The organism is uncultured Granulicatella sp., assembly GCF_963515615.1.
GTDB lineage: Bacteria > Bacillota > Bacilli > Lactobacillales > Aerococcaceae > Granulicatella.
In genome coordinates this window covers 1-21995 of record NZ_CAUPZT010000018.1, presented here as the reverse complement: position 1 = coordinate 21995, position 21995 = coordinate 1, and the positions used below count along the sequence as shown (strand labels likewise).

Genomic DNA, 21995 nt, shown 5'->3' with positions numbered 1-21995 from the left:
GCAAGACAATCCAACCTAGAATCGAAATACACTTGAGAGCAAACTGTGACAAACAGCGTCTATCCGCGATAAGGATTTGAGAGGTAGTTTTTAACTACAATATGGGTGGTAACACGGCAAAGTCGTCCCTAATAGCTTTTGGGCTATTAGGGACTTTTTTATTTGCTAGAAAACTGTGTAAGAAAATTGCAACAATATAAGGAGGATTTGTATGAATATTATTGATGATTTAATGTGGCGTGGTGCCATTAATCAAATGACAGATGAAAAAGGTTTGCGTCAATTAACGCAAGAAAAGGCAGTCTCACTATACTGTGGTGTGGATCCAACAGGAGATAGTATGCATATTGGACATTTAATTCCATTTATGATTTTACGTCGTTTCCAATTAGCGGGGCACCGTCCAGTCATTGTGATTGGAGGAGCGACAGGTTCCATTGGAGATCCAAGTGGACGTACAAGTGAACGTGTTCTGCAAACAAAAGAACAAGTACAACATAATGTAGAAAAATTGACAGCTCAAATGAAACGTTTATTCTTAACAAGTCAAGAAGACCAAGAAGCAGTTCGCTTAGTGAATAACTATGATTGGACAAAAGAATTATCATTATTAGACTTCTTACGAGATTACGGGAAACATTTTAACTTAAATACAATGTTAGCAAAAGATGTTGTCGCTAGCCGTTTAGAAGTAGGGATTTCATTTACAGAGTTTTCTTACCAAATTTTACAATCCATCGACTTTTTACAATTGTTCCGTAAAGAAGATGTTCAAGTTCAAATTGGTGGAGCTGATCAATGGGGAAATATTACAGCCGGTTTAGAATTAATTCGTAAAGTGGAAGGAGCAGAAGCTCGTGCTTATGGATTAACAATTCCATTAATGCTGAAATCTGACGGAACTAAATTTGGAAAATCAGCTGGTGGTGCAGTATGGTTAGATCCAGAAAAAACAACTCCATATGAATTCTACCAATTCTGGTTAAACCAAGATGACCGTGATGTGATTAAATATATTAAATACTTTACATTCTTAGAAAAAGAAGAAATTGAAGCGTTAGAAGTTTCTGTACAAGAAGAACCACATAAACGTCAAGCACAAAAACGCTTAGCAGAAGAAGTGACACGTTTTGTACATGGTGAAGCAGCCTTACAAGATGCGTTAAAAATTACAAATGCTTTATTCACTGGAGATGTTCAACAATTAAATGCCGATGAGATTGAACAAGGCTTCAAAAATATGCCAACATTTGAAAGCGAAAAAGTAGAACAAAACTTAGCAACATGGTTAGTTGATTTAGGAATTGAGCCAAGCCGTCGTCAATCTCGTGAGGACATTCAAAATGGTGCAATTTCAATTAATGGAGAAAAAATTACAGATTTAGAACATGTATGGACTCCAGAACAATCCTTTGAAGGACGTTTTGTACTAGTTCGTCGTGGTAAGAAAAAATATTTCTTAGTAAAATTAAAATAGGTTTATATCTCCGTAGCATGAGAAATGTGACAAATCATAGTGGTAGAAATGTAATTATATCAACTTTAAAACGAAATATTACAGTTTTGTTACAATGTAAATACAATTCTGCGAATTTTAACATAAGCCTTTAGTCGTATGTTATGATGGTACCAGTCAAGATTATAAGCACTTTTCAATTAGTGCAGCTTATATATAGTAACAAAAGTTTGGAGGGAATCATTTGAATAAAAGGTTATTAACATTCGTAGTAACAGGAACAGCGTTAGCATTAGGTACATTAGCGCCTTCAGTAAACGCTCAAGATATTGATTCACAAATTAACACAGCAAATTCTCAAATTCAAAATTTAAACAATCAAAAACAAGCAGTGGCAAGTCAAGTAGACCAATTATCTCAAGATTTATCAAATGTACAATCAAGAATTAATTCGGTACAAGCAGAACAAGAAACTGCTAAAGCTAACTTAGAAGTATTGAAAGCAGAAATTTCAAAACTTGAAACATTAATTGCAGAACGTAATGAACGATTAAAAGATCAAGCTCGTGCGGTACAAGTAAATGGAGCTCGTTCATATGTTGATTTCTTACTAAATGCAGATTCAATTACAGATGTAGTGAATCGTATTGGAGTAATTGTTGACTTAGTAGGTGCGAATCGTCAATTAATGCAAGAACAAGCTCGTGATAAAGAGCAAGTTGAAACAAAAGAAGAAGCTCAAAAAGCTAACTTAGTACAACAAGAAGCAAATGAAGCGCAGTTACAAAACTTACAAACTGAGTTAAGTGCAACATTTAATAGACATAAAGCGACTTTAGCAAATCTTTCAAATGAAGAATTAGAAGCAATTGCAGCTCGTGATGGCTTAGTTCAAGAAAAAGAAAGATTAGCAGCAGAAAAAGCTCGTGCAGATGCTGAAAAAGCAGCAGCACAAAAAGCAGCAGAAGCAGCTAAAGAAGCAATGTTAAAAGCAACAGAAGAAGCAGTTGCACAAGCAGCAGCAACACCTGGTGCGGCAACAGCAGCAACTCCTGTAACAGCCGCTGCTAAGAGTGAAGCAGCTGTAGCTAAATCATCAAACATTGTTGTTGGAGGATCGTTTGCATCTCCAGACCCATCATTTGTAGCAGCTTTAAATGGTGGATATTTCGGACAATGTACTTATTATATGTATAATCGTTTTGCTCAATTAGGTTCTCCAATTAGAACTACAGGACTAGGAAATGCAGCTGAATGGCCAGCAAACGCTGCAGCAGCAGGTTATGGAGTTTCTTCAACTCCTCGTGCAGGTACAGCAATTGTATTCCAACGTGGTGTAGGTGGAGCAGACCCTGTATATGGTCACGTTGGATTCGTTGAACGTGTAAATGCTGATGGTTCATTATTCATTTCTGAAATGAACGTACAAGGATTAAACGTAATTTCAACTCGTACAATTCCAGCAGGCGTTGCAGCTCAAGCAACATATATTAACTTTGGATTATAATATGAATGAAGAATGAATTTCGATAAGGAATTCATTCTTTTTTTATAAAAAATGTTGATTTTTTTATAAAAAAAAGTTAAGATAAATTCATCGCTTTATTTAGTAAGAATTTGCTAAATAATCGACTCTCTAGACTAACGTTAACTTTCGCCGTGATTGACACCGAAGGCTAGCGTTTTTTTTTATCGTTTTTTTATGGAAAATGAGTTACAATAGGTAAAGTAATTAAGGAAAGTGAAAGGAAGTGAAACGATGGATACAGCTCTTTTAAAAGAAAAAATTCAAAAGAAAAGTAAGGAATTAGGTATCGATAAAATCGGATTTGCTTCTGCAGTACCCTTTGATCATTTAGCTCAAGGAATGCAAGAATCTAAAGAATTAGGACATACAACTGGATTTGAACATCCAATTTTAGAAGAGCGAATTTATCCAGAGAAGATTTTTGATTCTCCTAAGACAATTATTTCAATTGCCCTTGCATATCCTACTTTACCAAGTCAGAAACCTGAACGTGTGAGAGGTGAGCGTCGTGGAGCTTTTGCAAGAGCTTCTTGGGGAGAAGATTACCATTTTATTTTATCTAGAAGAATGGAAGCTTTAATTGAATATATTAAAAGTGAAGTGGATCAAGAAGATGTTGCGTTTAAACCAATGGTGGATACAGGAGAATTAATCGATGTTCGTGTTGCTGAACGAGCTGGTATAGGTTTTGTTGGAAAAAATGGTTTATTAGTGACAAAGGAATTTGGTTCCTATGTTTATTTGGGAGAATTAATTACGAATATTGAATTTCCAGTGGATGCTCCCGTTGACTACGGCTGTGGAGATTGTACACGCTGTGTAGATTTTTGTCCGACCAATGCTTTATTAGGAAATGGTAAAATGAATGCGCAACGTTGTTTATCGTATCAAACACAAACGAAAGGCTTTATGCCGAAGGAATATCGTAAAAAAATGGGACATGTCATTTATGGTTGTGATATTTGCCAACAAGTTTGTCCGTATAATAAAGGAAAAGATTTTCATTTACATCCTGAAATGGAACCGTCTGTGGAAGAAACACATCCATTGTTAAAACCATTAGTGACGATTTCGAATAAGGAGTTTAAAGAACGGTTTGGAAAGATGGCTGGTTCGTGGCGAGGGAAGAAGCCACTACAGAGAAATGCCATTATTGCGCTAGCGAATTACCGTGATAAAACAGCTGTTCCGCTATTGTTGAAAGTGATGAAGGAAGATATGCGCCCTGTCATGAAAGGAACGGCAGCTTGGGCTGTGAGTGAGATTATTAGTGAGTCGAGTGAAGAACTAATTCATTATTTTACAGAAATGTTAGAAAAAGCTCGAAAAGTTGAAGCGACAACGAAGGAAGAAACAGAGTTAGTGACTGAATTAGAAGAAGCGATTCAAACATTACACGAAAAACTACCAAAAAATTCTGAGGAGGGATCTTATGACAATTAATCATATTGTATTATTTGAACCACAAATTCCAGCGAATACGGGAAATATTGCACGTACTTGTGCAGCAACAAATTCACCGCTACATTTAGTGGGGCAATTAGGATTTTCAACAGATGATAAGCATTTGAAACGTGCGGGTTTAGATTATTGGAATGATGTGGATATTACGTATCATGATTCGCTAGAAGCATTTATGGAGTATTTAGGCAATCGTCCTATTTATTTAATTACAAAATTTGCTAATCATACTTATGATGAAGTCGATTTGGCAAAGGATGAAGAGCAATTTTTCATTTTTGGAAAAGAAACAACAGGATTACCAGAAGAATTTATGCGTGAACATGAAGAGAGTTGTTTAAGATTACCGATGAATGATACTCATGTTCGTTCCTTAAACTTATCGAATACAGCAGCAATTGTTGTTTATGAAGCATTAAGACAGCAACAGTTTAAAGGCTTAGAATTAGTTCATACTTATGAACATGATAAATTGAAATAAGGAGACAGGCAGATGAAAAACATTCCTTTGTATTTATGGAATACGATTATTTATGCATTATGTACTCTTTCATTCGCATTGCTAGCAGTGGTGGATAATAAATGGTATGCATTAGTTGCTGCTTTGTTTGGAATTTCTAGTGCTTTTAATGCGTATCGATATGTTAAAGATAAACAGAAAAAAGTAGATGAATGAGAGAGATTTTAGGATGAAGAATTTAACATATGCAATTATAATGGGAGTTATTGCAGTTGTACTGATTACTTTAACGTTTCTATATAAAAGATCACTTGTTGTTTTAGGAATTGTTTTTCTAGGACGTAGTATAGAATACGCTTATAAATATTATCAGTATCGAAAAAAATAAATAAATGATTAAATGAAAAGAGATAAACGGAGACAATCGTTTATCTCTTTTTTTGTTGCTTGACAGTATGAAAAAATTGTATCAGAATAAAGTCATTAACGATTGTGAAGGAGGCTACCAATGATGGAAAAAGATTGGTGGAAAGGCAAAGTAGCTTATCAAATTTATCCAAAAAGTTTTAATGATAGTAATGGAGATGGAATTGGTGATTTAAAAGGAATTATCGAAAAACTCGATTACTTACAAAGTTTGGGAATTGATATTTTATGGTTGTCTCCTGTATATAAGAGTCCATTTGTAGATCAAGGATATGATATTGCCGATTATTATGCGATTGATCCGCAATTTGGAACAATGGAAGATATGGAAGAACTAATTGCTGAAGCAAAAAAACGTGGTATTTCGATTATTATGGATTTGGTTGTTAACCACTGTTCTGATCAACATGAATGGTTTCAAAGAGCATTAGCAGATCCAGATGGCCCCTATGCAGATTATTTCTATTTTATTGAAAGTGAAAAAGAACCAAATAACTGGGAAACTTATTTTGGAGGCAGTGTGTGGGATAAAGTTCCTGGAACGAATAAATATTATTTACACTCATTCCATAAAGGGCAACCTGATTTAAATTGGCAAAATCCTGTCGTACGTGAAGAAATTTATACGATGATTAATTGGTGGTTAGACAAAGGAATCGGGGGATTCCGTATTGATGCCATTATTAATATTAAAAAGGATTTAGAATGGCGTTCATTACCATCTGAACAAGAAAATGGACTTGTTCCTGTTCGTTATTCATTAGCGAATGCGCAACCAATTGAACCATTTTTACAAGAAATGAAGGAAAAAACATTTGCGCGCTATCATGCTTTTACAGTAGGAGAAGTATTTAATGAAACGGATGAAGAATTACATTTCTTTATTGGCGAAGAGGGAGTATTCTCGTCTATTTTTGATTTTAAACAAACGATTTTAGGACAAAAAGGAAATGGCTGGTATAGCCATGATTTACCTACTGCAGAAGAATTAAAAGATAGTATTTTTAAGGCGCATCGTCGTGCGGATTCTATTGGTGTATTATCAACGATTATTGAAAACCATGATGAGCCACGTGGAGTTTCTCATTACATTCCTGAAGGTGAAGTGACAGAAATTAGTAAAAAAGCTCTTGCCACAGTGCAAATGCTTCGTAAAGGAATTCCGTTTATTTATCAAGGGCAAGAGATTGGGATGGAAAATCAAATTTTCGAATCGATTGATGAATTTGATGATATTAATACATTAAACGAATATCATGTTGCTAAAGAGGCGGGGCTAACGGATGAAGAAGCGTTGAAGGCTATTTCAAAATATAGTCGTGATAATGCTCGTACGCCAATGCAATGGAATAGTGAGGAGAAGTTAGGATTTACAACTGGAAAAGCTTGGCTTGTTTCAAAACAGCCGCAAAGAGAGATTAATGTAGAGGAACAAGAAAATAACCCACAATCTATCTTGAACTATTATAGAGCGCTAACTGCTTTATATCGTGATGAAGTTTATGGATTAACCATTCGTGAAGGGGAATTTGTTCCTGTTTTAGAAGAAGTGAAAAACATGATTGCTTATGAGAGACGTGGGGAAAAACGTGTGCTTGTATTAGTTAATTATCAAGCAGAACCTCAAACAGTAACTTTGTCAACGCCTGTAAGAAAAGTATTGCTAGCCAATATTCCAGCACAAATGAATGGACAAGGAGATCAACTTTCTCTTGCTGGCTATCAAGCGCTTGTCTGTGAATTAGAAGATTAATAGAGTGAAGAAAACGTTCTTTTTGAAAGAGCGTTTTTTATTATTCTTAAGAATGATTAAATAAGAAATATTCCTATATGAAAACGGGAACAACGGGTGTATAATAAGCGTAATAAAAAATAAAGAAACGTATTGACAAAAAAGGATGCTAGGTATATAGTTAGCTAAAAGAGTAACTAACCTATTCTTTTTTAAAAAGTTTTGAGGAGGAATGTATCATGGATACACAAAAAGTTGAACAATATGCAGGAGTTGTAAGAAAAGTTTCTACGGGGTTAAAAGTTTGGAATATTATTGGAATTGTTGGGAATGGTTTTGCAACAGCAGGACTAGTATTTCTATTATTGCCAAATACTCAAGAAGAATTAGCAAAATTAAATAATCCAGCCTTTAATACGGAAACGATTGGTTTGAGTGGGGCTATTGTTGTAATTTATTTATTACTATGTATTTTTTCAACGATTTTATATCATAAGATTGGAAAGAGTGTGAAACAACAACAATTACCAGATAAAAATTTATTAAACTTTGCGATTGGAATTCATGCATTTTCAATTGTAATTCAAATTGTAAGTCAATTTATTAGTCCGTCAGGATTTGATTTCACTGCTTATATTGTTCCAGCCATTATTGCCGGATTACTAGCATGGGTATATGTAACCTACCAAAAATGGGCACAAGAAGTAGCGAAAAAATAAAAATGATGTAATGTTTAGAAGGTTGAAAACAACTGTTAGGAGGAATGAAACATGGATACACAAAAAGTTGAACAATATGCAGGTGTAGTTAGTAAAATTGCTACTGGATTAAAAGTTTGGAATATTATTGGAATTTTTGCGAATCTCTTTGTATTAATTGGAGTGGCGTCTACATTTGTTCCAAGTGTGCAAGAAGAATTAGCAAAACAGGGTGTAGAACATAATTTTGAAACAGCTGGAGTTGGAGTAGCAGTTTTCCTATTATTCTTCTTATTATGTATTTTTGCAACAATTTTATATCACAAAATTGGAAAGAGTGCTAAAACTCAAGCATTACCAGATAAGAATTTATTCTTTTATGTGATTGGAATTCATGTCTTTTCAATTTTAATGCAAATTGCTAATAATATTTTCAATCATCAAAAATTCAGCGTAACTACTTTTGTTATCCCAGCGATTATTGCTGGATTACTAGCATGGTTATATATGACATACCAAAAATGGGCACAAGAAGTAGTGAAACGTTAAGGAGAGTTATCAATGAGTAAAACATTAAAATGGAGCATGATTAGCGTAATGGTATTAGGAGCCGTTATTGTAATCGTATTAGGATTTTTAAAATTACGCTCTCCAGAAAAGAAAGAAGAACACCATTATACAATTATGGAGTTAACCGAACAGGAGCCTTTAGTATTAGATGGAAATATTGAAACGGCTAAAGAGCAAAGCTATCATGTGGACCCTCAAAAAGGGCAAGTCGCTCAAGTAAAAGTAACAGATGGTCAAGAAGTAGAAGCAGGCGATGTGTTATTTGAATATGATAATGAAACCATTAGTGATGAAGTTGCCGATTTAAATCGACAAGTAAGTCGTCTAGTAGCTGAACGTGATCGTCTCTATCAAGAATTAGAAACACAAAAGAATCGTAAAGCTCAAGCAAAACAAGAGTTAGAAAAAGAAGTCCCTACTCAAAATCAACAAGGTGCTACGAATCAAACAACTCATGTAGGAGCTATGGATACAACAGCCTTTGATCAAGCAATCGAGGGTACTCAAAAAGCGATTCGTGACATGAACAATAATATTGAAGATGTAAACACAAAAATCGAACGTCTTTCTAAAAAAACAAGCTCAAGTGTAACAGCAGATATTGCAGGAACCATTAGCATTAATCCAGAAGGAAAAACAAATGTACAATTAGCCTTCATTAAAATTACAAGTAAAGACAGCGAAGCGAAAACAACTGTTTCTGAATATGATTATGAATCAGTTGAAAAGGGAGCTTCTGTAACGATCTATGTGAAAGCTCAAGATCGAGAGATTAAAGGAACGATTTCATTTGTTTCTACTGATCCATCAGGAAGTGGTGCTAATCCAGTGCCAGCTTTGCCAACTTCTCCAAGTTCAGCTTCTAGTGGTGGAGGTCATAGTGTTGCTCGTTATGATGTAATTGTAAAACCAGAAATTTCTCTTCCAAATGGATTTACTGTTCAAGTAAAAATCCCTCAAAAAGGAGTAGTATTAACAGAACAAGCGATTCAAAAAGATGGAGAACAAGAATATGTGTATTTATATGATAATGGGGTAGCTAAACGCAAAAATATTAAACGTGTGAAAAAAGGATTCCAATGGATTGTTCAAGAAGGATTAAGTATTGGAGATAAAGTGATTGCAAATCCAGATTCAGACATTACAGATGGAGCAGCGGTGTCTTCTACACAATTGGAAGAGTCGGTGAAGTCCCATGATTAAATTAGAACATATTCATAAATATTATAAAGTTGGAGATGAGCAGTTACATGTATTAAATGATGTGACGGTTCTTATTGCCCAAGGAGAATTTGTTGGAATAATGGGGCCTTCGGGTTCTGGGAAATCTACCCTCATTAATATATTAGGATTCCTAGATTCTAAATATGAAGGAAAATATTCTTTTAACGATGAGTCTGTTTCCAATTTGAGTGATAATCAAATTTCCAAAGTACGCAATTCTACCGTTGGATTTGTTTTTCAAGATTTCAACTTAATTGAACAAGCAACAGTTGAAGAAAATGTTCGTCTACCTTTATTATATCGTGGATTAACACCACGCCAAACTCATACAAAAGTAAAACAAGCACTTGAAAAAGTAGGTCTAGGAGATAAATTAGAAAAATATCCTCGCCATCTTTCAGGTGGTCAAAAACAAAGAGTGGCAATTGCACGAGCACTCGTGAATAGTCCAAAATTCATTATTGCTGATGAACCAACAGGAGCGTTGGATAGTAAAACTTCTGCGAGTATTATGGATATTTTATATCGTTTAAATCGTGAAGATGGTGTAACGATTGTAATGGTGACGCATGATCCAACATTGACGAAGTATTGTTCTCGAGTTATCCATGTAATTGATGGAGTGATTCATGAACAAAAGGAGGGGATTCTACATGAAATTTAGTGTATTATTAGGATCCGCTTTGCATTCTTTAAAAGGAAATGCTCGTCGTACAATTTTAACGATGTTAGGAATTATTATCGGAATTGCAGCTGTTATTACGATTATGAGTCTTGGGAAAGGATTCCAAAAAATGGCTATTTCAGGATTAGCTGGTGAAGATAATGGGAAAGTAACTGTACAATTTTTCTATCAACCTGATAATCCACAATCTGTTCGAAAAGTAGAAAAAGCTTTTTCAAAACAAGACCGTATTGGTGTAGAAAGTATTGAAGGAGTTTCGGGGACGGAAATTCCTGAAACCAAGGAACAAAATTATATTTTCGGTGTTTCGATTCCAACAAAGAAATCGACAGAACATGTTGTACTGGGGTTAGAAAAATCTGCAACAAAAGAATCTTTGACGGTTGGAGAAAACATTTCCCAAGTAGATATTGATGCGAATAAAAAAGTAGCGATTATTGATGAATCATTAGCGGAATTATTATTTTCTAGGCCAAAACAAGCGCTAGGACATGGGGTAACGATTGATGGAGAAGTGTACTATATTAAAGGGGTAAAACCAACGAGTAAAGTAGATGCTTTGCAAGCTATTTTTACTGGTGCAGATCCTTATAAAGCCGTCCATATTCCAGCTACCACTCATCAACATTATCATAAAAAAGAAGAAAATGTGAATGGGCTAAAAGTATTTGTTAAACCAGGCTATGTCGCAAAAGATGTTGCTAAAAAAGTAGAAACTCATTTGAATGAAGTGGGTTCAAAACATACTTCAGGGAAATATACTTTTATTGACGTAGCGGCTCAAATGGATATTATTGGAAAAGTGTTAGATGGATTAACTTATTTTGTTTCAGCAGTAGCCGGAATTTCTCTATTCATTGCAGGTGTAGGCGTGATGAATATGATGTATATTTCAGTATCTGAACGAACAAAAGAAATTGGGATTCGTCGTGCAATGGGAGCTACTAAAGGTTCGATTCAACTACAATTTTTATTAGAAGGAATTATGATTACTTCTATTGGTGGAATTATCGGATATGTAACAGGTGTCTTGATTGCAATGCTGATTTCGAATTTCTTACCATTTAAAATTTATACCGACTGGACAGCAGTAGCTTTAACAGTTGGAGTATCTGTCTTTATCGGAATTGTATTTAGCGTATTTCCTGCTAAATCTGCTGCGAATAAAGATGTCATTGAAATATTACGTTAGAAGGTTGGAGAAACTCCAGCCTTTTTTCTTTGAAATGATTGAAACATGAAAGAGAAACTTGTACTATAGATATGGCAATTAAACGAAGAAAGAGGTGAGCGCATGAAGATTTCAGAAGGAGATTTTATATTTGAATTAAAATTTTTAGCTATCCATCCTCAAACTCACAACATTCAAACAGATATTTTCTTACAAGTTTCTCATCAAGAACAAGCTTATCAAGAAGTAATCAACTTATTATCTGCAGCACAATTGGAAGAATGCCTGGAGGCGATGAAGAACTTATTAGAAAAAGGAGAAGAGTATTCTTCAGAGTTTGAACAATCCAGATTAGCAGTGTTATTAGAAAATTTAGAAGATGAATACGTCATGACATGGGTCATTGCTCCAGAAAATATTTTAACAACGGCTTCTCAAGTGATTGGAATTGACTTAGCTCAATTAGATGAAGAAGAAGTGTTTCAATATCAAGCAGAAGAGGAGAAATCACAAACGAAAACTGTTGAAGTAGAATTAAATTTATCTGCTGAAGAATTACGACAAATCTATGAACAATTACAAGAAGATTTGAAACGAGTAAAAAAATTTATGCTATAATAAGGATAGTTGAATCATATTGGAGGGTATGCGTGTGAACATGAAAGAGATGGTCGGCAAACAGGCCGCAACTTATATTGAATCAGGTATGACAGTAGGTCTAGGAACAGGTTCTACAGCTTATTATTTTGTAGAAGAAATTGGTAGACGTGTAAAAGAAGAAGGCTTAGACATTATTGGTGTAACGACTTCAAAACGTACAAAGGAACAAGCTGAGAAGCTAGGGATTCCATTGAAGAGTGTAGATGAAGTAGATTTCATTGATGTAACAGTTGATGGAGCAGATGAAATTGCTCCTGATTTTTCAGGAATTAAAGGGGGCGGTGGTGCTTTACTATTTGAAAAAATTGTTGCAGAGCAATCAAAACGTATTATTTGGATTGTCGATGAATCTAAAATGGTGGATTATTTAGGACGCTTCCCACTTCCAGTAGAAGTAATTCCGTATGGTTCAGAACAATTATTCCAAAAATTCGAAGCAAAAGGATATCGTCCAAAATTCCGAGTGTTAGAAAACGGAGAACGTTATTTAACAGATAGTCAAAATTATATTATTGACTTAGACGTATTCCCAATCAAAGATCCTGTGGCATTCGGAGCAGAATTAAAAGCTTTAACAGGAGTAGTGGAACAAGGATTATTTACAAATATGACGGAAACAGTTTTAATTGGAACACCGGATGGTGTGAAAGTGCAAACTTTAGGATAATAGAGAGAAGGTCTGGGATTGATCCCAGGCTTTTTTGTTTTTGAGCTAATTTAAAGAGGGAGTGAATAAAAAGTGTCGGTGAGGTTAGAGGTAAACTAGTTTTTATGTTCAGAATCATTCACAAACAATTGATATAGTTGATTTATATGGGATTTGTACAGATATAGCTAAAGCGAATAACGAACTATATTAATTTAGTATAAGGTAAAGTTCGTTTTTACGTTGAATTTCAAGGGGGACTACTGTATAATTTCGATATAACTTAATTGAAATGATATAAAAAAGAGTGAGAACGGTTCTTTTATTAGAAGTTTTATTCTTTTTTTATCATGACAGGAGGAATTCAATATGGCTGAAGTAGAAAGCTTTACATTAGATCACAACAAGGTGATTGCACCTTACGTGAGATTAATTTCAAATGAATACGGGAAAAAAGGAGATGTTATTTCAAATTTTGATATTCGCTTTTTACAACCAAATAAACAAGAAATGCCGACAGGGGTAATTCATACCTTTGAGCACTTATTAGCAGATTTACTTCGTGATCGTATCGATGGGATTATTGATATTTCACCATTTGGTTGTCGTACAGGATTCCACTTAATTCTCTGGGAAGAACGTTCTTCAGAAGATATTGCTCGTGCATTAAAATCAACTTTAGAACAAATTGTTGAAAAGATTCAATTGGAAGATATTCAAGGTGTTTCTGCCGTTCAATGCGGAAACTATCGTGATCACTCTTTATTTGGAGCAAAAGAATATGCTAAACAAGTATTAGAACAAGGAATCAGTATTGATCCATTTGAACGTAAAGTAATTTAATGACATTTATTTATTCAATAATTAGTAAATATCTAAACGGAGGGATTTCCTTATGAACTTAAAAACTATTACAAAATCTTTATTGGCACTTTCAGCAGTTGTAGCATTAGCTGCTTGCAGCAATCAAACTACATCAAACTCAACAACTTCAAATTCAAAATCAGAATTAAAAACAGTAAAAGTTGCTTCTGTTGGTTCTGATGCGGATATTTGGAGACATATTGCAGAATCAGATCAAGCGAAAAAAGCAGGATTAAAAATTGAAGTCGAAGAATTAAATGGGGGTGTACCATTAAACCAAGCAGTTGCTGAAGGTTCCGTAGATGCAAATGCCTTTCAATCGATTGGATATTTACAAGGATTTAATGAATCCAATAGTTCTAAACTAACACCAATTGGAACAACTTATATCGAACCAATGGGACTTTATTCGAAAAAAGTAAAATCATTAAATGACCTGCCAAATGGCGCTAAAATTGCAATTCCAGATAATCCTTATAATACAACACGTGCACTACGTTTGTTAGAAACAGCTGGTTTAATTAAGTTGCCAGCAGATTTCAAAGAAGGTACTGGTACTCCAAGTGATATCGTAGAAAATAAGAAAAACTTTGAATTTTTATTAATTGATGATACTACAAGTATTCGTGTGCTAGATGATGTAGATTTAATTGCTATCGGAAATACTATTGCCCTTGAAGGTGGATTAAATGTATTGAAAGATGCTTTATTCTATGAAAAAGCAGATGAATCTACTATTACAAGTATTAATGTGATTGTTGTGAAGAGTGGAAATGAATCTAATGATGATTATAAGAAATTAGTAGATTTATATCATGATGCAGATGTTCAAAAATTCATTTCAGATAAATTCCAAGGAACAAAAGTAGAAGTGAAGAAACCTATTTCTGAAGTGTGGGGTAAATAATCGATGAAAATAGCGATTGTTGCTGCAATGAAAGAAGAGCTTCATCCATTTGAAGAACACTACGCACTAAGAAAAGTAGTGTTTTCAAAAGGTCCGATTCGAATTCTTGAAGTTCATGAGAATCTATATCTTGTTCAATCTGGTATTGGAAAAGCGAATGCTGCTGCTACAGCAGCTTGGCTTTGTGATAAGGTTCAACCGGAACTAATCATTAATACGGGAACTACGGGGAGTTTTAATGAAGATTTTGCGCTTGCAGATGTCATTGTTTCAACGAAATTTGGATATAGTGATGTGGATGCGACAGGTTTTGATTATGCATGGGGTCAAGTTCCTCAAATGCCAGAATCGTATCCCGTAGATAGTGAATTGAAGGAAAGAGTTGTTCGCATTTTACAGGAGCGTATTACAGAATTTGGAATTCATAGTGGTTTTATTGCAACGAGTGATTCTTTTATGAGCTCGATTGAAACGGTACAAAATATTCGTGAACTTTTACCGGATATTGTAGCAAGTGATATGGAATCAACACCATTAGCGCAAGTTGCTCATTTCTATGACATTCCTGTGTTGAATGTTCGTGGTGTAAGTGATCATGTTGGAGGAGAAGCTCCAGATACATTTGAGGCAACTCTTGAACTAGCTTCAAAACATGCGTTTGAGGCAGTTTGTACTTTTGTGGAAGAGTTGCAGTAAGATTATGAATATAAAGTAAAAAGTTATGCTTATTTTAGTTAATCAAAATGGGCATAACTTTTTATTTGTTTTAAAGGATAATTTGAAGTAAGCATACCTTTAGTAATTTTGTGTTTATGTTGGTTCAAATGAAAATTTATACATCCGTTTTGTGTCTGGTAAAAAATGAATGAGAGTTGAAGATAATAATCATAAATAGAGACAATATTGTTTTTGACGAATAATAGTAAAAATTGAGATGCATTTTGTTTGTTTTTATCTTGAATTTTCTTGAAAATTATTTATCGAGATAGTATAATTGTAACAAAATACGAACGAGGAGATTTTTTATGAGAAATAATGTTCGATATATATTGATATTCCCAGGAGTAGTACTTTTATGTTTCTTTTTAGTGCTTCCTCTACTTTCTAGTCTTATTCCAACATTTTTTCCGAGAAATAGTTTTTCGTTTCAGCTTTATAGTGAATTTTTTAAAGATTCTTATTTTATGGGAGTATTGTGGCGTACATTAGTAAATTCTTTTTTTGTAACACTGATATGTGCAGTGTTTGGGTTACCTGTATCTTATGTTATATCTGGAGTTTCTAAGAAATGGAAAGGTATTTTGATAGCATTAACATTATTTCCGTTGTTAACGAACTCGGTTATACGAAGTTTTGCATGGATTACAATACTTGGTAAAAATGGTGTTATTAATAGTTTGTTGTTGCAATGGGGAATTATAAAAGAACCAATAACGTTATTATATACAGATTTCTCTATTATTATTGGTTCAGTATATTTATTCTTACCTACAATGGTAATGACTCTTATCGGTGTTCTAGAAAATGTTGATGATGATATTCTTGAGGCAGCTTCAACACTGGGGCTAAGTCCTATAAAGATATTTTTAAAAATTATTTTCCCTTTATCATTACCTGGGATGCTTGTTGGAAGTGTTCTTGTATTTACTGGTACGCTTACTGCTTACACGACTCCCCAATTACTCGGGGGAAATAAAAAAATGATGTTAGCAACACTTCTTTATCAAAGAGCTACAGCTCTTGGTGATTGGACAAGTGCCAGTGTAATTGCTTTAGTGATGATTGTAATTACATTTATAGTGATGAAGGGATTCAACTTATTGGCAAAATCTATGGATAAGAGGGGTGGAGATATTGCGTAAAAATAAATGGCTAACGATGTTGGCAATTGTAGTGTTCTTATTCTTATTCTTGCCACTCATTATTATTGTGGTAACATCTTTTGGGACAGAGGCAATTATTACTTTTCCGATTAAAGGATTTACGATTGATTGGTATATTATGGCACTAACCTCAAAAGCATTTATGTCTAGCTTACAATTGAGTTTAAGTATAGGTATTGTAGCAACGCTGATTGCATTAATTGTAGGTATTCCATCAGCGTATGTATTATCGAGAGACCGTTTTAAAGGGAAAAAGTTTTTAAATGCTTTTTTTCTATCTCCAACATTGATCCCAGGAATTGTTGTAGGATATTCAATTTTTCAAATGATTGTAGTGAATTTGAGATTACCGATTATTCCTGGATTAATAATTGGACATTTCCTTATTAGTGTTCCGTATGTGATTCGAGTGGTGGGTTCCAGTATGGAACAAGTTGATGTATCAATCGAAGAAGCAGCTTGGACACTTGGGTGTACTAAGAAGCGTGCGTTTGTAACAGTGTTATTACCAAATATTGCCTCGGGAATTTTTGCTGCATTTATGTTGGCATTTGTAAATTCATTTAATAATGTTCCAGTTTCAATGTTTTTATCTGGTCCGGGGGTTACAATGTTACCTACGACTTTATTAAGTTATATGGAATTTAATTATGATCCGTCAGTATCAGCACTCTCAGTTATTCTCATGTTTGTAACAATAGGAGTTATGATTGTAATTGAGAAATCTACAGGCTTAGCATCTATTTCATAAGGAGAAAATTATGTCTTTTGTAAAATTAAGTAATGTGAATATGATTTATGATAAACAGCATCATATTTTAAAAGATTTGAATTTATCAATAAACAAAGGGGAGTTAGTTTCTTTGTTGGGGCCAAGTGGTTGTGGCAAGACAACAACGCTTCGTATTGTAGCCGGTCTACTTCAACAAAATAGTGGGAAGTTTGAACTTGATGGGGTTGATATGACAAATGTCCCGGTTCATCTTAGACAATTTGGTATGGTTTTTCAAAGTTATGCGTTATTTCCTCATTTGACTGTTGCAGAAAATGTGGGATTTGGTCTAAAAGTTCGTAAAGAAAGTAAAGCTGTTATTGATGAAAAAGTAACTCGTATGCTTGAAGTTTGTGGACTTGACAAATTAGGCGATCGATATCCAAAACAACTTTCCGGAGGTCAACGTCAAAGAGTTGCACTTGCACGTGCATTGATTATTGAACCAAAATTGCTTTTACTAGATGAACCACTTAGTAATTTAGATGCAAAACTGCGATTGCAAATGCGTTTAGAAATCAAGAGAATTCAACAACAATTTAAAATTACAACGTTATTTGTGACACATGATCAAGAGGAATGTTTTTCTATTTCAGATAAAGTAGCCGTGATGAATAATGGAATTATTGAACAATACGGAACACCGGAGGAAATATATAAACGTCCAAAAACAGAGTTTGTAGCAAGATTTATAGGCTTTGAAAACTTTATTGCAGCAACAGTTCAAGATAATAATCATGTACAAATTTCTAACGGAATTACTATTGAAACAGAATCTCATGAAAAAAAAGGAGATGTAATGGTAACAATCCGACCTGATTATATTGAAATTGTTTCAGAGGAAAAGGGAGATGTTTTGGGTAAAGTAATGGTACGAACTTTCCTGGGTAAAGCCTATCAATATGAAGTACAAACAGATGTTGGTGTTCTTTTAGTGAATAGTCCTAGTAGTATTGAAATTGGGGTACCTGTTTCACTTAAACTTCCAGCTAAACATATTATTGTTTTATAAAAATAAAATTTTAAGGAGAGATAATAAATGAATAAAAAAATTGTAGGAATTGTAAGTGCAGCATTATTAGTATTAGCTGGGTGTGGGAATAGTCAAGCGAATCTTTCAAAAAATGAAACAACATCTGCAGGAGGAAATAATTCAAAAGGTTCTGGTGAACTAGTTGTTTCAACATTTGGTCTTAGCCAAGATATCGTTGAGAGAGATATTATTAATCCATTTGCAGAAGCTAATGGTGTAAAAATAACTTTAGAAGTAGGAAATGCATCAGAACGTCTTACAAAAGTTCAAAGTGGTGGAAGTAATGTTGATGTTATTGAGTTATCACAATCGGGATCGACAAAAGGGAATTCAGAAGGGGTTTTCGAAACAATTACCGAAAAAGATGTTCCAAACATTGCTAATTTGACAGATGGAGCAAAAGAAGTTTTTCAAAATGGAGGAGGAGTACCTTTTTCAATAAATAGTATTGGAATTATTTATGATAAAGAAAAAGTAGGGCATGAAATTAAAGATTGGAGCGATTTATGGGGATCAGATCTAGTTGGGAAAATTGCTATTCCTGATATTACAACAACAGGGGGGCCACTTTTCTTATCAGTTGCTGCTGATAAAGGAGGTTCTACATTAGCTAATGATAAAGGAACAGCTGCATTTAAAGCACTAGGAGAATTGAAACCAAATATCGTCAAAACATATTCTAAGTCTAGCGATTTAGCAAATATGTTCCAAGCAGGTGAAGTTTCAGTTGCAGTTGTTTTGGATTTTGCTGTACGAACAGTTCAAAAGGCAAATGCTAATGCAGTTTACGTTGTACCACAATCAGGAACATATGCGAATTATAACACAGTTAATGTTGTTAAAGGAGCGAAAAATAAAGAAGAAGGGTTTAAATATATCAATTTCCGTATTAGTGCAGAAAACCAAGCTACAAAAGTAAAATCTTTAAATGAGGCACCGGTAAATAAAGATGTTCAATTATCAGTTGATGAATCCAATTCGATGACTTATGGAGAAGTTGCTAAACGTGCAAAAACTGTTGATTTCAAACTAATAAATGATAATTTAAAAACATGGATTGATCAATGGAATAAAATACTTAACCAATAATTTGATTAAAGTGATTGATGATTATAGTTTTTTCATATGATAACAATAAAGCCGTCCTATAGTCGTTAGGACGGCTTTACTGGTGAGTAAGTTTATTCTTAATTTTATTGATGAATTAGAGTTTAATAAATGGGATAGAGTAAAGGAGTGAAATTGTGAAAATTGGTTATAAAAATGCATGGATTCTTACGATGGACAACAGGATGACAGAGTATTCAAATGGATATTTAGTATTTGACAATGATATAATCCAAGAAATAGGTAGTATGATAAATTATATTGCGGATAAAGCTGATAAATGGATAGATGCTAAAGGCGGAATTCTTCTTCCTGGATTTATAAATGCTCATACGCATTGTGGTATGATTCCTTTTCGTTCTTTAGGGGATGATTGTCCAGATCGATTACGAAGATTTTTATTTCCGCTAGAGAAAGAAGTCGTTGATGAAACTTTGATTGAGTTAAGCACTGCTTATGCTATAGCAGAAATGCAGTTAGCAGGAATTACAACAATGTGTGATATGTATTATTTTGAAAATGTAGTTGCGGATGTAGCAAAGAATATGAATATGCGAGCTTTCGTTGGAGAAACTATTATTAATCAGAAAACCCCTGATAGTACTAATACGAAAGAAAGTATGGATTATACCGTAGCTCTTATAAATAAGTGGCAATACGATAAATTGATTCATCCAATTATTGCTCCTCATGCACCCAATACGAATACTGAACAATGTTTACGGGATATTCTAGATTTATCTAAAAAATATCAAGTTCCTATTACGTTACATGTTTCAGAAATGAGTTATGAGATGGAGTATTTTCGCGAAAAATATAATCAAACGCCGATTGAATTTTTGGAATCAATAGGATTCTTTGAAGTGCCGGTAGTTCTTGCACATTGTATAATGCTGACAAAAAATGATATTAAAATTTTGGAGAAGTATCCGAATGTTAGCGTAGTGCATTGTATTGGCGCTAATACAAAGTCTGCTAAAGGAGTGGCGCCTATTCGTAGCCTCCTTGAACATGGAGTAACAGTGGCTCTTGGTACTGATGGTCCTAGTAGTGGAAATACGCTGGATCTTTTTACGCAGATGAGAATGATGGCAAATTTTCAAAAAACATATTTAAATGATAGAAGTGCTTTTCCGGCAAAAGAGATTGTACGATTAGCTACAGCTGGTGGTGCTCGTGCATTAGGGTTGGAACATGAAGTAGGTTCACTAGAGGTAGGTAAGAAGGCAGATTTGATATTGGTTGAAACGCAATCTGTTAATATGTTTCCGATTTATGATGCCTACGCAGTGCTTGTTTATTCGGCAAATGCAACAAATGTGAGAGATGTGTGGGTGAATGGTGTATCGGTTGTGAAGGATAAAAAACTAACAAAATTTTCAGTAGAGAAATTACAATCAGAGTTGAAAAAACATATGAAAATTTTTAAATTACGTGCGACTGAGTTAGAACAATCGCTATAGTTAGGGTGTACCTGTAGTTTCAAATAATGTTATTTATAGTTATTTATGAGTATAACATAAAAAGGCTGGGGTGAATCCCAGCCTTTTGTATTAAGCTAAATATTTTTCTAATCGAGCGACTACTTCTGTTAAGTTTTCCATTGAAGCAGCGTAGCTGAAACGAACGTAGCCTTCTCCGCCAGGTCCAAATGAAACTCCAGGGATTAATGCTACTTTAGCATTTTTTGCAAGGTCACGGACGAATGCCCATGAATCTGTTCCGCATTTTGCAGGAATTTTAGCAAATAGATAGAAAGCTCCATCAGGACTTGCTACTTCGAATCCTAAGCGACGTAATTCTTTTGCAAGATAGTCACGACGTTGTTGGTATTCTACTTTCATAATATCGCAGTCACCTTGTCCGTGTAACATTGCAGCTAAAGCACCGTATTGGCTTGAGCTACTTGGAGAAGTAACCATATATTGGTGAGTTTTAACAACTTCTTTAATAAATGGAACAGGTCCAAGAATGTACCCAATTCTCCATCCAGTCATTGCGTGAGATTTAGATAAACCTGTAATCACGATTGTTTGATCTGGTAAGAATGAAGCTAATGATGTATGAGTTCCGCTATATGTTAATTCTGCGTAAACTTCATCACATAATGCCCATAATCCATATTCTTTTAAAACAACGCTTAAAGCTTCTAATTGTTCTTTAGAATAAGTTACTCCTGTTGGGTTACTTGGATATACTAATACAACTGCTTTAAAAGTTTTTTCTGGATGAGCTTCAATAGTAGTACGTAATTTTTCTGGAGTTAAAACAAATCCATCTTCACTAGTATCGACTGTAATAAAATTCCCTTGATTCACCAATGTAATTGGCATATATAATGGGAAAACTGGAGTAGGAACAATCACTGTATCTCCAGGATTTAAAATAGCTTGGAAGCTAGCATTAATTGCTTCAGTTGCTCCGATAGTAGTGATGACTTGTTCTGCTGTATAGTTTAAATTGAATTTTTTATTGTAGTATGCTGCTGTTGCTTGACGTAATTCAGGAATCCCAGCATTTGGAGTATAGTGGGAATGATTATCACGAATTGCTTGAATAGCAGCTTCTTTAATATGTTCTGGTGTGTTGAAATTTGGTTCACCTAATGTTAATTTGATGATTCCAGGAATTTGAGAAACTTCTGCATCAAATTGACGAATATCTGAAACGGCAATTTTTTCAACGACTTGATTGAATGGATGTTCTAACATT

The 21995-nt window shown here is 34.3% G+C and carries 22 protein-coding genes and 1 other annotated feature (1 of these 23 running past the window's edge); of the genes, 21 read left to right on the top strand and 1 reads right to left on the bottom strand.

What is annotated here, in order from left to right; translation table 11 throughout:
* Window positions 1–133, top strand: a binding site (T-box leader) (it extends 64 nt beyond the left edge of the window).
* Between the two features lie 78 nt (window positions 134–211).
* From tyrS to RYL55_RS04380, 21 genes are all read left to right on the top strand, one after another.
* Window positions 212–1477: a tyrosine--tRNA ligase gene (gene tyrS / locus RYL55_RS04480; RefSeq protein WP_315007656.1), complete on the top strand. Its 1266-nt coding sequence runs from the start codon at window positions 212–214 to the stop codon at window positions 1475–1477.
* Window positions 1478–1700: 223 nt separating this feature from the next.
* The gene (locus RYL55_RS04475) at window positions 1701–2963 is read left to right on the top strand and encodes a CHAP domain-containing protein (RefSeq protein WP_314111345.1); all 1263 of its coding nucleotides are present in this window, start codon (window positions 1701–1703) and stop codon (window positions 2961–2963) included.
* 252 nt (window positions 2964–3215) lie between these two features.
* Complete coding sequence (queG, locus tag RYL55_RS04470; protein ID WP_315007653.1) at window positions 3216–4427, top strand: tRNA epoxyqueuosine(34) reductase QueG; 1212 nt, start codon at window positions 3216–3218, stop codon at window positions 4425–4427.
* Complete coding sequence (gene trmL, locus RYL55_RS04465; protein ID WP_006703219.1) at window positions 4417–4926, top strand: tRNA (uridine(34)/cytosine(34)/5-carboxymethylaminomethyluridine(34)-2'-O)-methyltransferase TrmL; 510 nt, start codon at window positions 4417–4419, stop codon at window positions 4924–4926. Before queG ends, trmL begins: the two co-directional genes overlap by 11 nt.
* A 12-nt stretch (window positions 4927–4938) precedes the next feature.
* Window positions 4939–5121 (top strand): hypothetical protein, encoded by a 183-nt coding sequence (locus RYL55_RS04460; protein WP_315007651.1) that lies wholly within the window; start codon window positions 4939–4941, stop codon window positions 5119–5121.
* Between the two features lie 292 nt (window positions 5122–5413).
* Window positions 5414–7084: an alpha-glucosidase gene (locus tag RYL55_RS04455; RefSeq protein WP_315007649.1), complete on the top strand. Its 1671-nt coding sequence runs from the start codon at window positions 5414–5416 to the stop codon at window positions 7082–7084.
* 218 nt (window positions 7085–7302) lie between these two features.
* Window positions 7303–7782 carry a hypothetical protein gene (locus RYL55_RS04450; protein ID WP_315007647.1) on the top strand — a complete coding sequence of 160 codons (480 nt, stop codon included), beginning with the start codon at window positions 7303–7305 and terminating at the stop codon, window positions 7780–7782.
* 51 nt (window positions 7783–7833) lie between these two features.
* Entirely contained in the window at window positions 7834–8310 is a 477-nt protein-coding gene (locus tag RYL55_RS04445; protein WP_315007645.1) for a hypothetical protein, read from the top strand.
* A gap of 12 nt (window positions 8311–8322) precedes the next feature.
* Window positions 8323–9534 (top strand): biotin/lipoyl-binding protein, encoded by a 1212-nt coding sequence (locus RYL55_RS04440; RefSeq protein WP_315007644.1) that lies wholly within the window; start codon window positions 8323–8325, stop codon window positions 9532–9534.
* Window positions 9527–10219, top strand: coding sequence for an ABC transporter ATP-binding protein (locus tag RYL55_RS04435; protein ID WP_315007642.1), 693 nt, complete (start codon window positions 9527–9529; stop codon window positions 10217–10219). Before RYL55_RS04440 ends, RYL55_RS04435 begins: the two co-directional genes overlap by 8 nt.
* A complete protein-coding gene (locus tag RYL55_RS04430) occupies window positions 10209–11432 on the top strand; it encodes an ABC transporter permease (RefSeq protein ID WP_315007639.1) in 1224 nt (407 codons plus the stop codon). The genes RYL55_RS04435 and RYL55_RS04430 overlap by 11 nt, the downstream gene beginning before the upstream one ends.
* 102 nt (window positions 11433–11534) lie before the next feature.
* Window positions 11535–12029, top strand: coding sequence for a hypothetical protein (locus tag RYL55_RS04425; protein WP_315007637.1), 495 nt, complete (start codon window positions 11535–11537; stop codon window positions 12027–12029).
* A 28-nt stretch (window positions 12030–12057) separates the two neighbouring features.
* Window positions 12058–12738 (top strand): ribose-5-phosphate isomerase RpiA, encoded by a 681-nt coding sequence (gene rpiA, locus RYL55_RS04420; protein ID WP_315007635.1) that lies wholly within the window; start codon window positions 12058–12060, stop codon window positions 12736–12738.
* Between the two features lie 348 nt (window positions 12739–13086).
* The gene (locus tag RYL55_RS04415) at window positions 13087–13560 is read left to right on the top strand and encodes an S-ribosylhomocysteine lyase (RefSeq protein ID WP_315007633.1); all 474 of its coding nucleotides are present in this window, start codon (window positions 13087–13089) and stop codon (window positions 13558–13560) included.
* A 52-nt stretch (window positions 13561–13612) separates the two neighbouring features.
* Window positions 13613–14488, top strand: coding sequence for a MetQ/NlpA family ABC transporter substrate-binding protein (locus RYL55_RS04410; protein ID WP_315007631.1), 876 nt, complete (start codon window positions 13613–13615; stop codon window positions 14486–14488).
* Window positions 14489–14491: 3 nt separating this feature from the next.
* Window positions 14492–15184: a 5'-methylthioadenosine/adenosylhomocysteine nucleosidase gene (locus RYL55_RS04405; protein WP_315007630.1), complete on the top strand. Its 693-nt coding sequence runs from the start codon at window positions 14492–14494 to the stop codon at window positions 15182–15184.
* Window positions 15185–15513: 329 nt separating this feature from the next.
* A complete protein-coding gene (locus RYL55_RS04400) occupies window positions 15514–16350 on the top strand; it encodes an ABC transporter permease (RefSeq protein WP_315007628.1) in 837 nt (278 codons plus the stop codon).
* Window positions 16343–17122: an ABC transporter permease gene (locus RYL55_RS04395; RefSeq protein ID WP_315007626.1), complete on the top strand. Its 780-nt coding sequence runs from the start codon at window positions 16343–16345 to the stop codon at window positions 17120–17122. Before RYL55_RS04400 ends, RYL55_RS04395 begins: the two co-directional genes overlap by 8 nt.
* 10 nt (window positions 17123–17132) lie before the next feature.
* Window positions 17133–18155, top strand: coding sequence for an ABC transporter ATP-binding protein (locus RYL55_RS04390; protein ID WP_315007624.1), 1023 nt, complete (start codon window positions 17133–17135; stop codon window positions 18153–18155).
* 27 nt (window positions 18156–18182) lie between these two features.
* Window positions 18183–19265, top strand: a complete 1083-nt coding sequence (locus RYL55_RS04385; RefSeq protein ID WP_315007622.1) for a polyamine ABC transporter substrate-binding protein — start codon at window positions 18183–18185, stop codon at window positions 19263–19265.
* A 155-nt stretch (window positions 19266–19420) separates the two neighbouring features.
* Window positions 19421–20746, top strand: a complete 1326-nt coding sequence (locus RYL55_RS04380) for an amidohydrolase (RefSeq protein WP_315007620.1) — start codon at window positions 19421–19423, stop codon at window positions 20744–20746.
* Between the two features lie 90 nt (window positions 20747–20836).
* Here RYL55_RS04380 and RYL55_RS04375 read toward each other — a convergent pair whose 3' ends face one another.
* Window positions 20837–21994, bottom strand: coding sequence for an aminotransferase class I/II-fold pyridoxal phosphate-dependent enzyme (locus tag RYL55_RS04375; RefSeq protein WP_315007618.1), 1158 nt, complete (start codon window positions 21992–21994; stop codon window positions 20837–20839).
* Window position 21995 lies beyond the last annotated feature (1 nt).

What these genes read in the sequence shown, in the direction of transcription:
- tyrS (WP_315007656.1), top strand. Translation starts at nt 212, where the DNA reads ATGAATATTATTGATGATTTAATGTGGCGTGGTGCCATTAATCAAATG.
- queG (WP_315007653.1), top strand. Translation starts at nt 3,216, where the DNA reads ATGGATACAGCTCTTTTAAAAGAAAAAATTCAAAAGAAAAGTAAGGAA.
- trmL (WP_006703219.1), top strand. Translation starts at nt 4,417, where the DNA reads ATGACAATTAATCATATTGTATTATTTGAACCACAAATTCCAGCGAAT.
- RYL55_RS04460 (WP_315007651.1), top strand. Translation starts at nt 4,939, where the DNA reads ATGAAAAACATTCCTTTGTATTTATGGAATACGATTATTTATGCATTA.
- RYL55_RS04455 (WP_315007649.1), top strand. Translation starts at nt 5,414, where the DNA reads ATGATGGAAAAAGATTGGTGGAAAGGCAAAGTAGCTTATCAAATTTAT.
- RYL55_RS04450 (WP_315007647.1), top strand. Translation starts at nt 7,303, where the DNA reads ATGGATACACAAAAAGTTGAACAATATGCAGGAGTTGTAAGAAAAGTT.
- RYL55_RS04445 (WP_315007645.1), top strand. Translation starts at nt 7,834, where the DNA reads ATGGATACACAAAAAGTTGAACAATATGCAGGTGTAGTTAGTAAAATT.
- RYL55_RS04440 (WP_315007644.1), top strand. Translation starts at nt 8,323, where the DNA reads ATGAGTAAAACATTAAAATGGAGCATGATTAGCGTAATGGTATTAGGA.
- RYL55_RS04435 (WP_315007642.1), top strand. Translation starts at nt 9,527, where the DNA reads ATGATTAAATTAGAACATATTCATAAATATTATAAAGTTGGAGATGAG.
- RYL55_RS04430 (WP_315007639.1), top strand. Translation starts at nt 10,209, where the DNA reads ATGAAATTTAGTGTATTATTAGGATCCGCTTTGCATTCTTTAAAAGGA.
- RYL55_RS04425 (WP_315007637.1), top strand. Translation starts at nt 11,535, where the DNA reads ATGAAGATTTCAGAAGGAGATTTTATATTTGAATTAAAATTTTTAGCT.
- rpiA (WP_315007635.1), top strand. Translation starts at nt 12,058, where the DNA reads ATGCGTGTGAACATGAAAGAGATGGTCGGCAAACAGGCCGCAACTTAT.
- RYL55_RS04415 (WP_315007633.1), top strand. Translation starts at nt 13,087, where the DNA reads ATGGCTGAAGTAGAAAGCTTTACATTAGATCACAACAAGGTGATTGCA.
- RYL55_RS04410 (WP_315007631.1), top strand. Translation starts at nt 13,613, where the DNA reads ATGAACTTAAAAACTATTACAAAATCTTTATTGGCACTTTCAGCAGTT.
- RYL55_RS04405 (WP_315007630.1), top strand. Translation starts at nt 14,492, where the DNA reads ATGAAAATAGCGATTGTTGCTGCAATGAAAGAAGAGCTTCATCCATTT.
- RYL55_RS04400 (WP_315007628.1), top strand. Translation starts at nt 15,514, where the DNA reads ATGAGAAATAATGTTCGATATATATTGATATTCCCAGGAGTAGTACTT.
- RYL55_RS04390 (WP_315007624.1), top strand. Translation starts at nt 17,133, where the DNA reads ATGTCTTTTGTAAAATTAAGTAATGTGAATATGATTTATGATAAACAG.
- RYL55_RS04385 (WP_315007622.1), top strand. Translation starts at nt 18,183, where the DNA reads ATGAATAAAAAAATTGTAGGAATTGTAAGTGCAGCATTATTAGTATTA.
- RYL55_RS04375 (WP_315007618.1), bottom strand. Translation starts at nt 21,994, where the DNA reads ATGTTAGAACATCCATTCAATCAAGTCGTTGAAAAAATTGCCGTTTCA.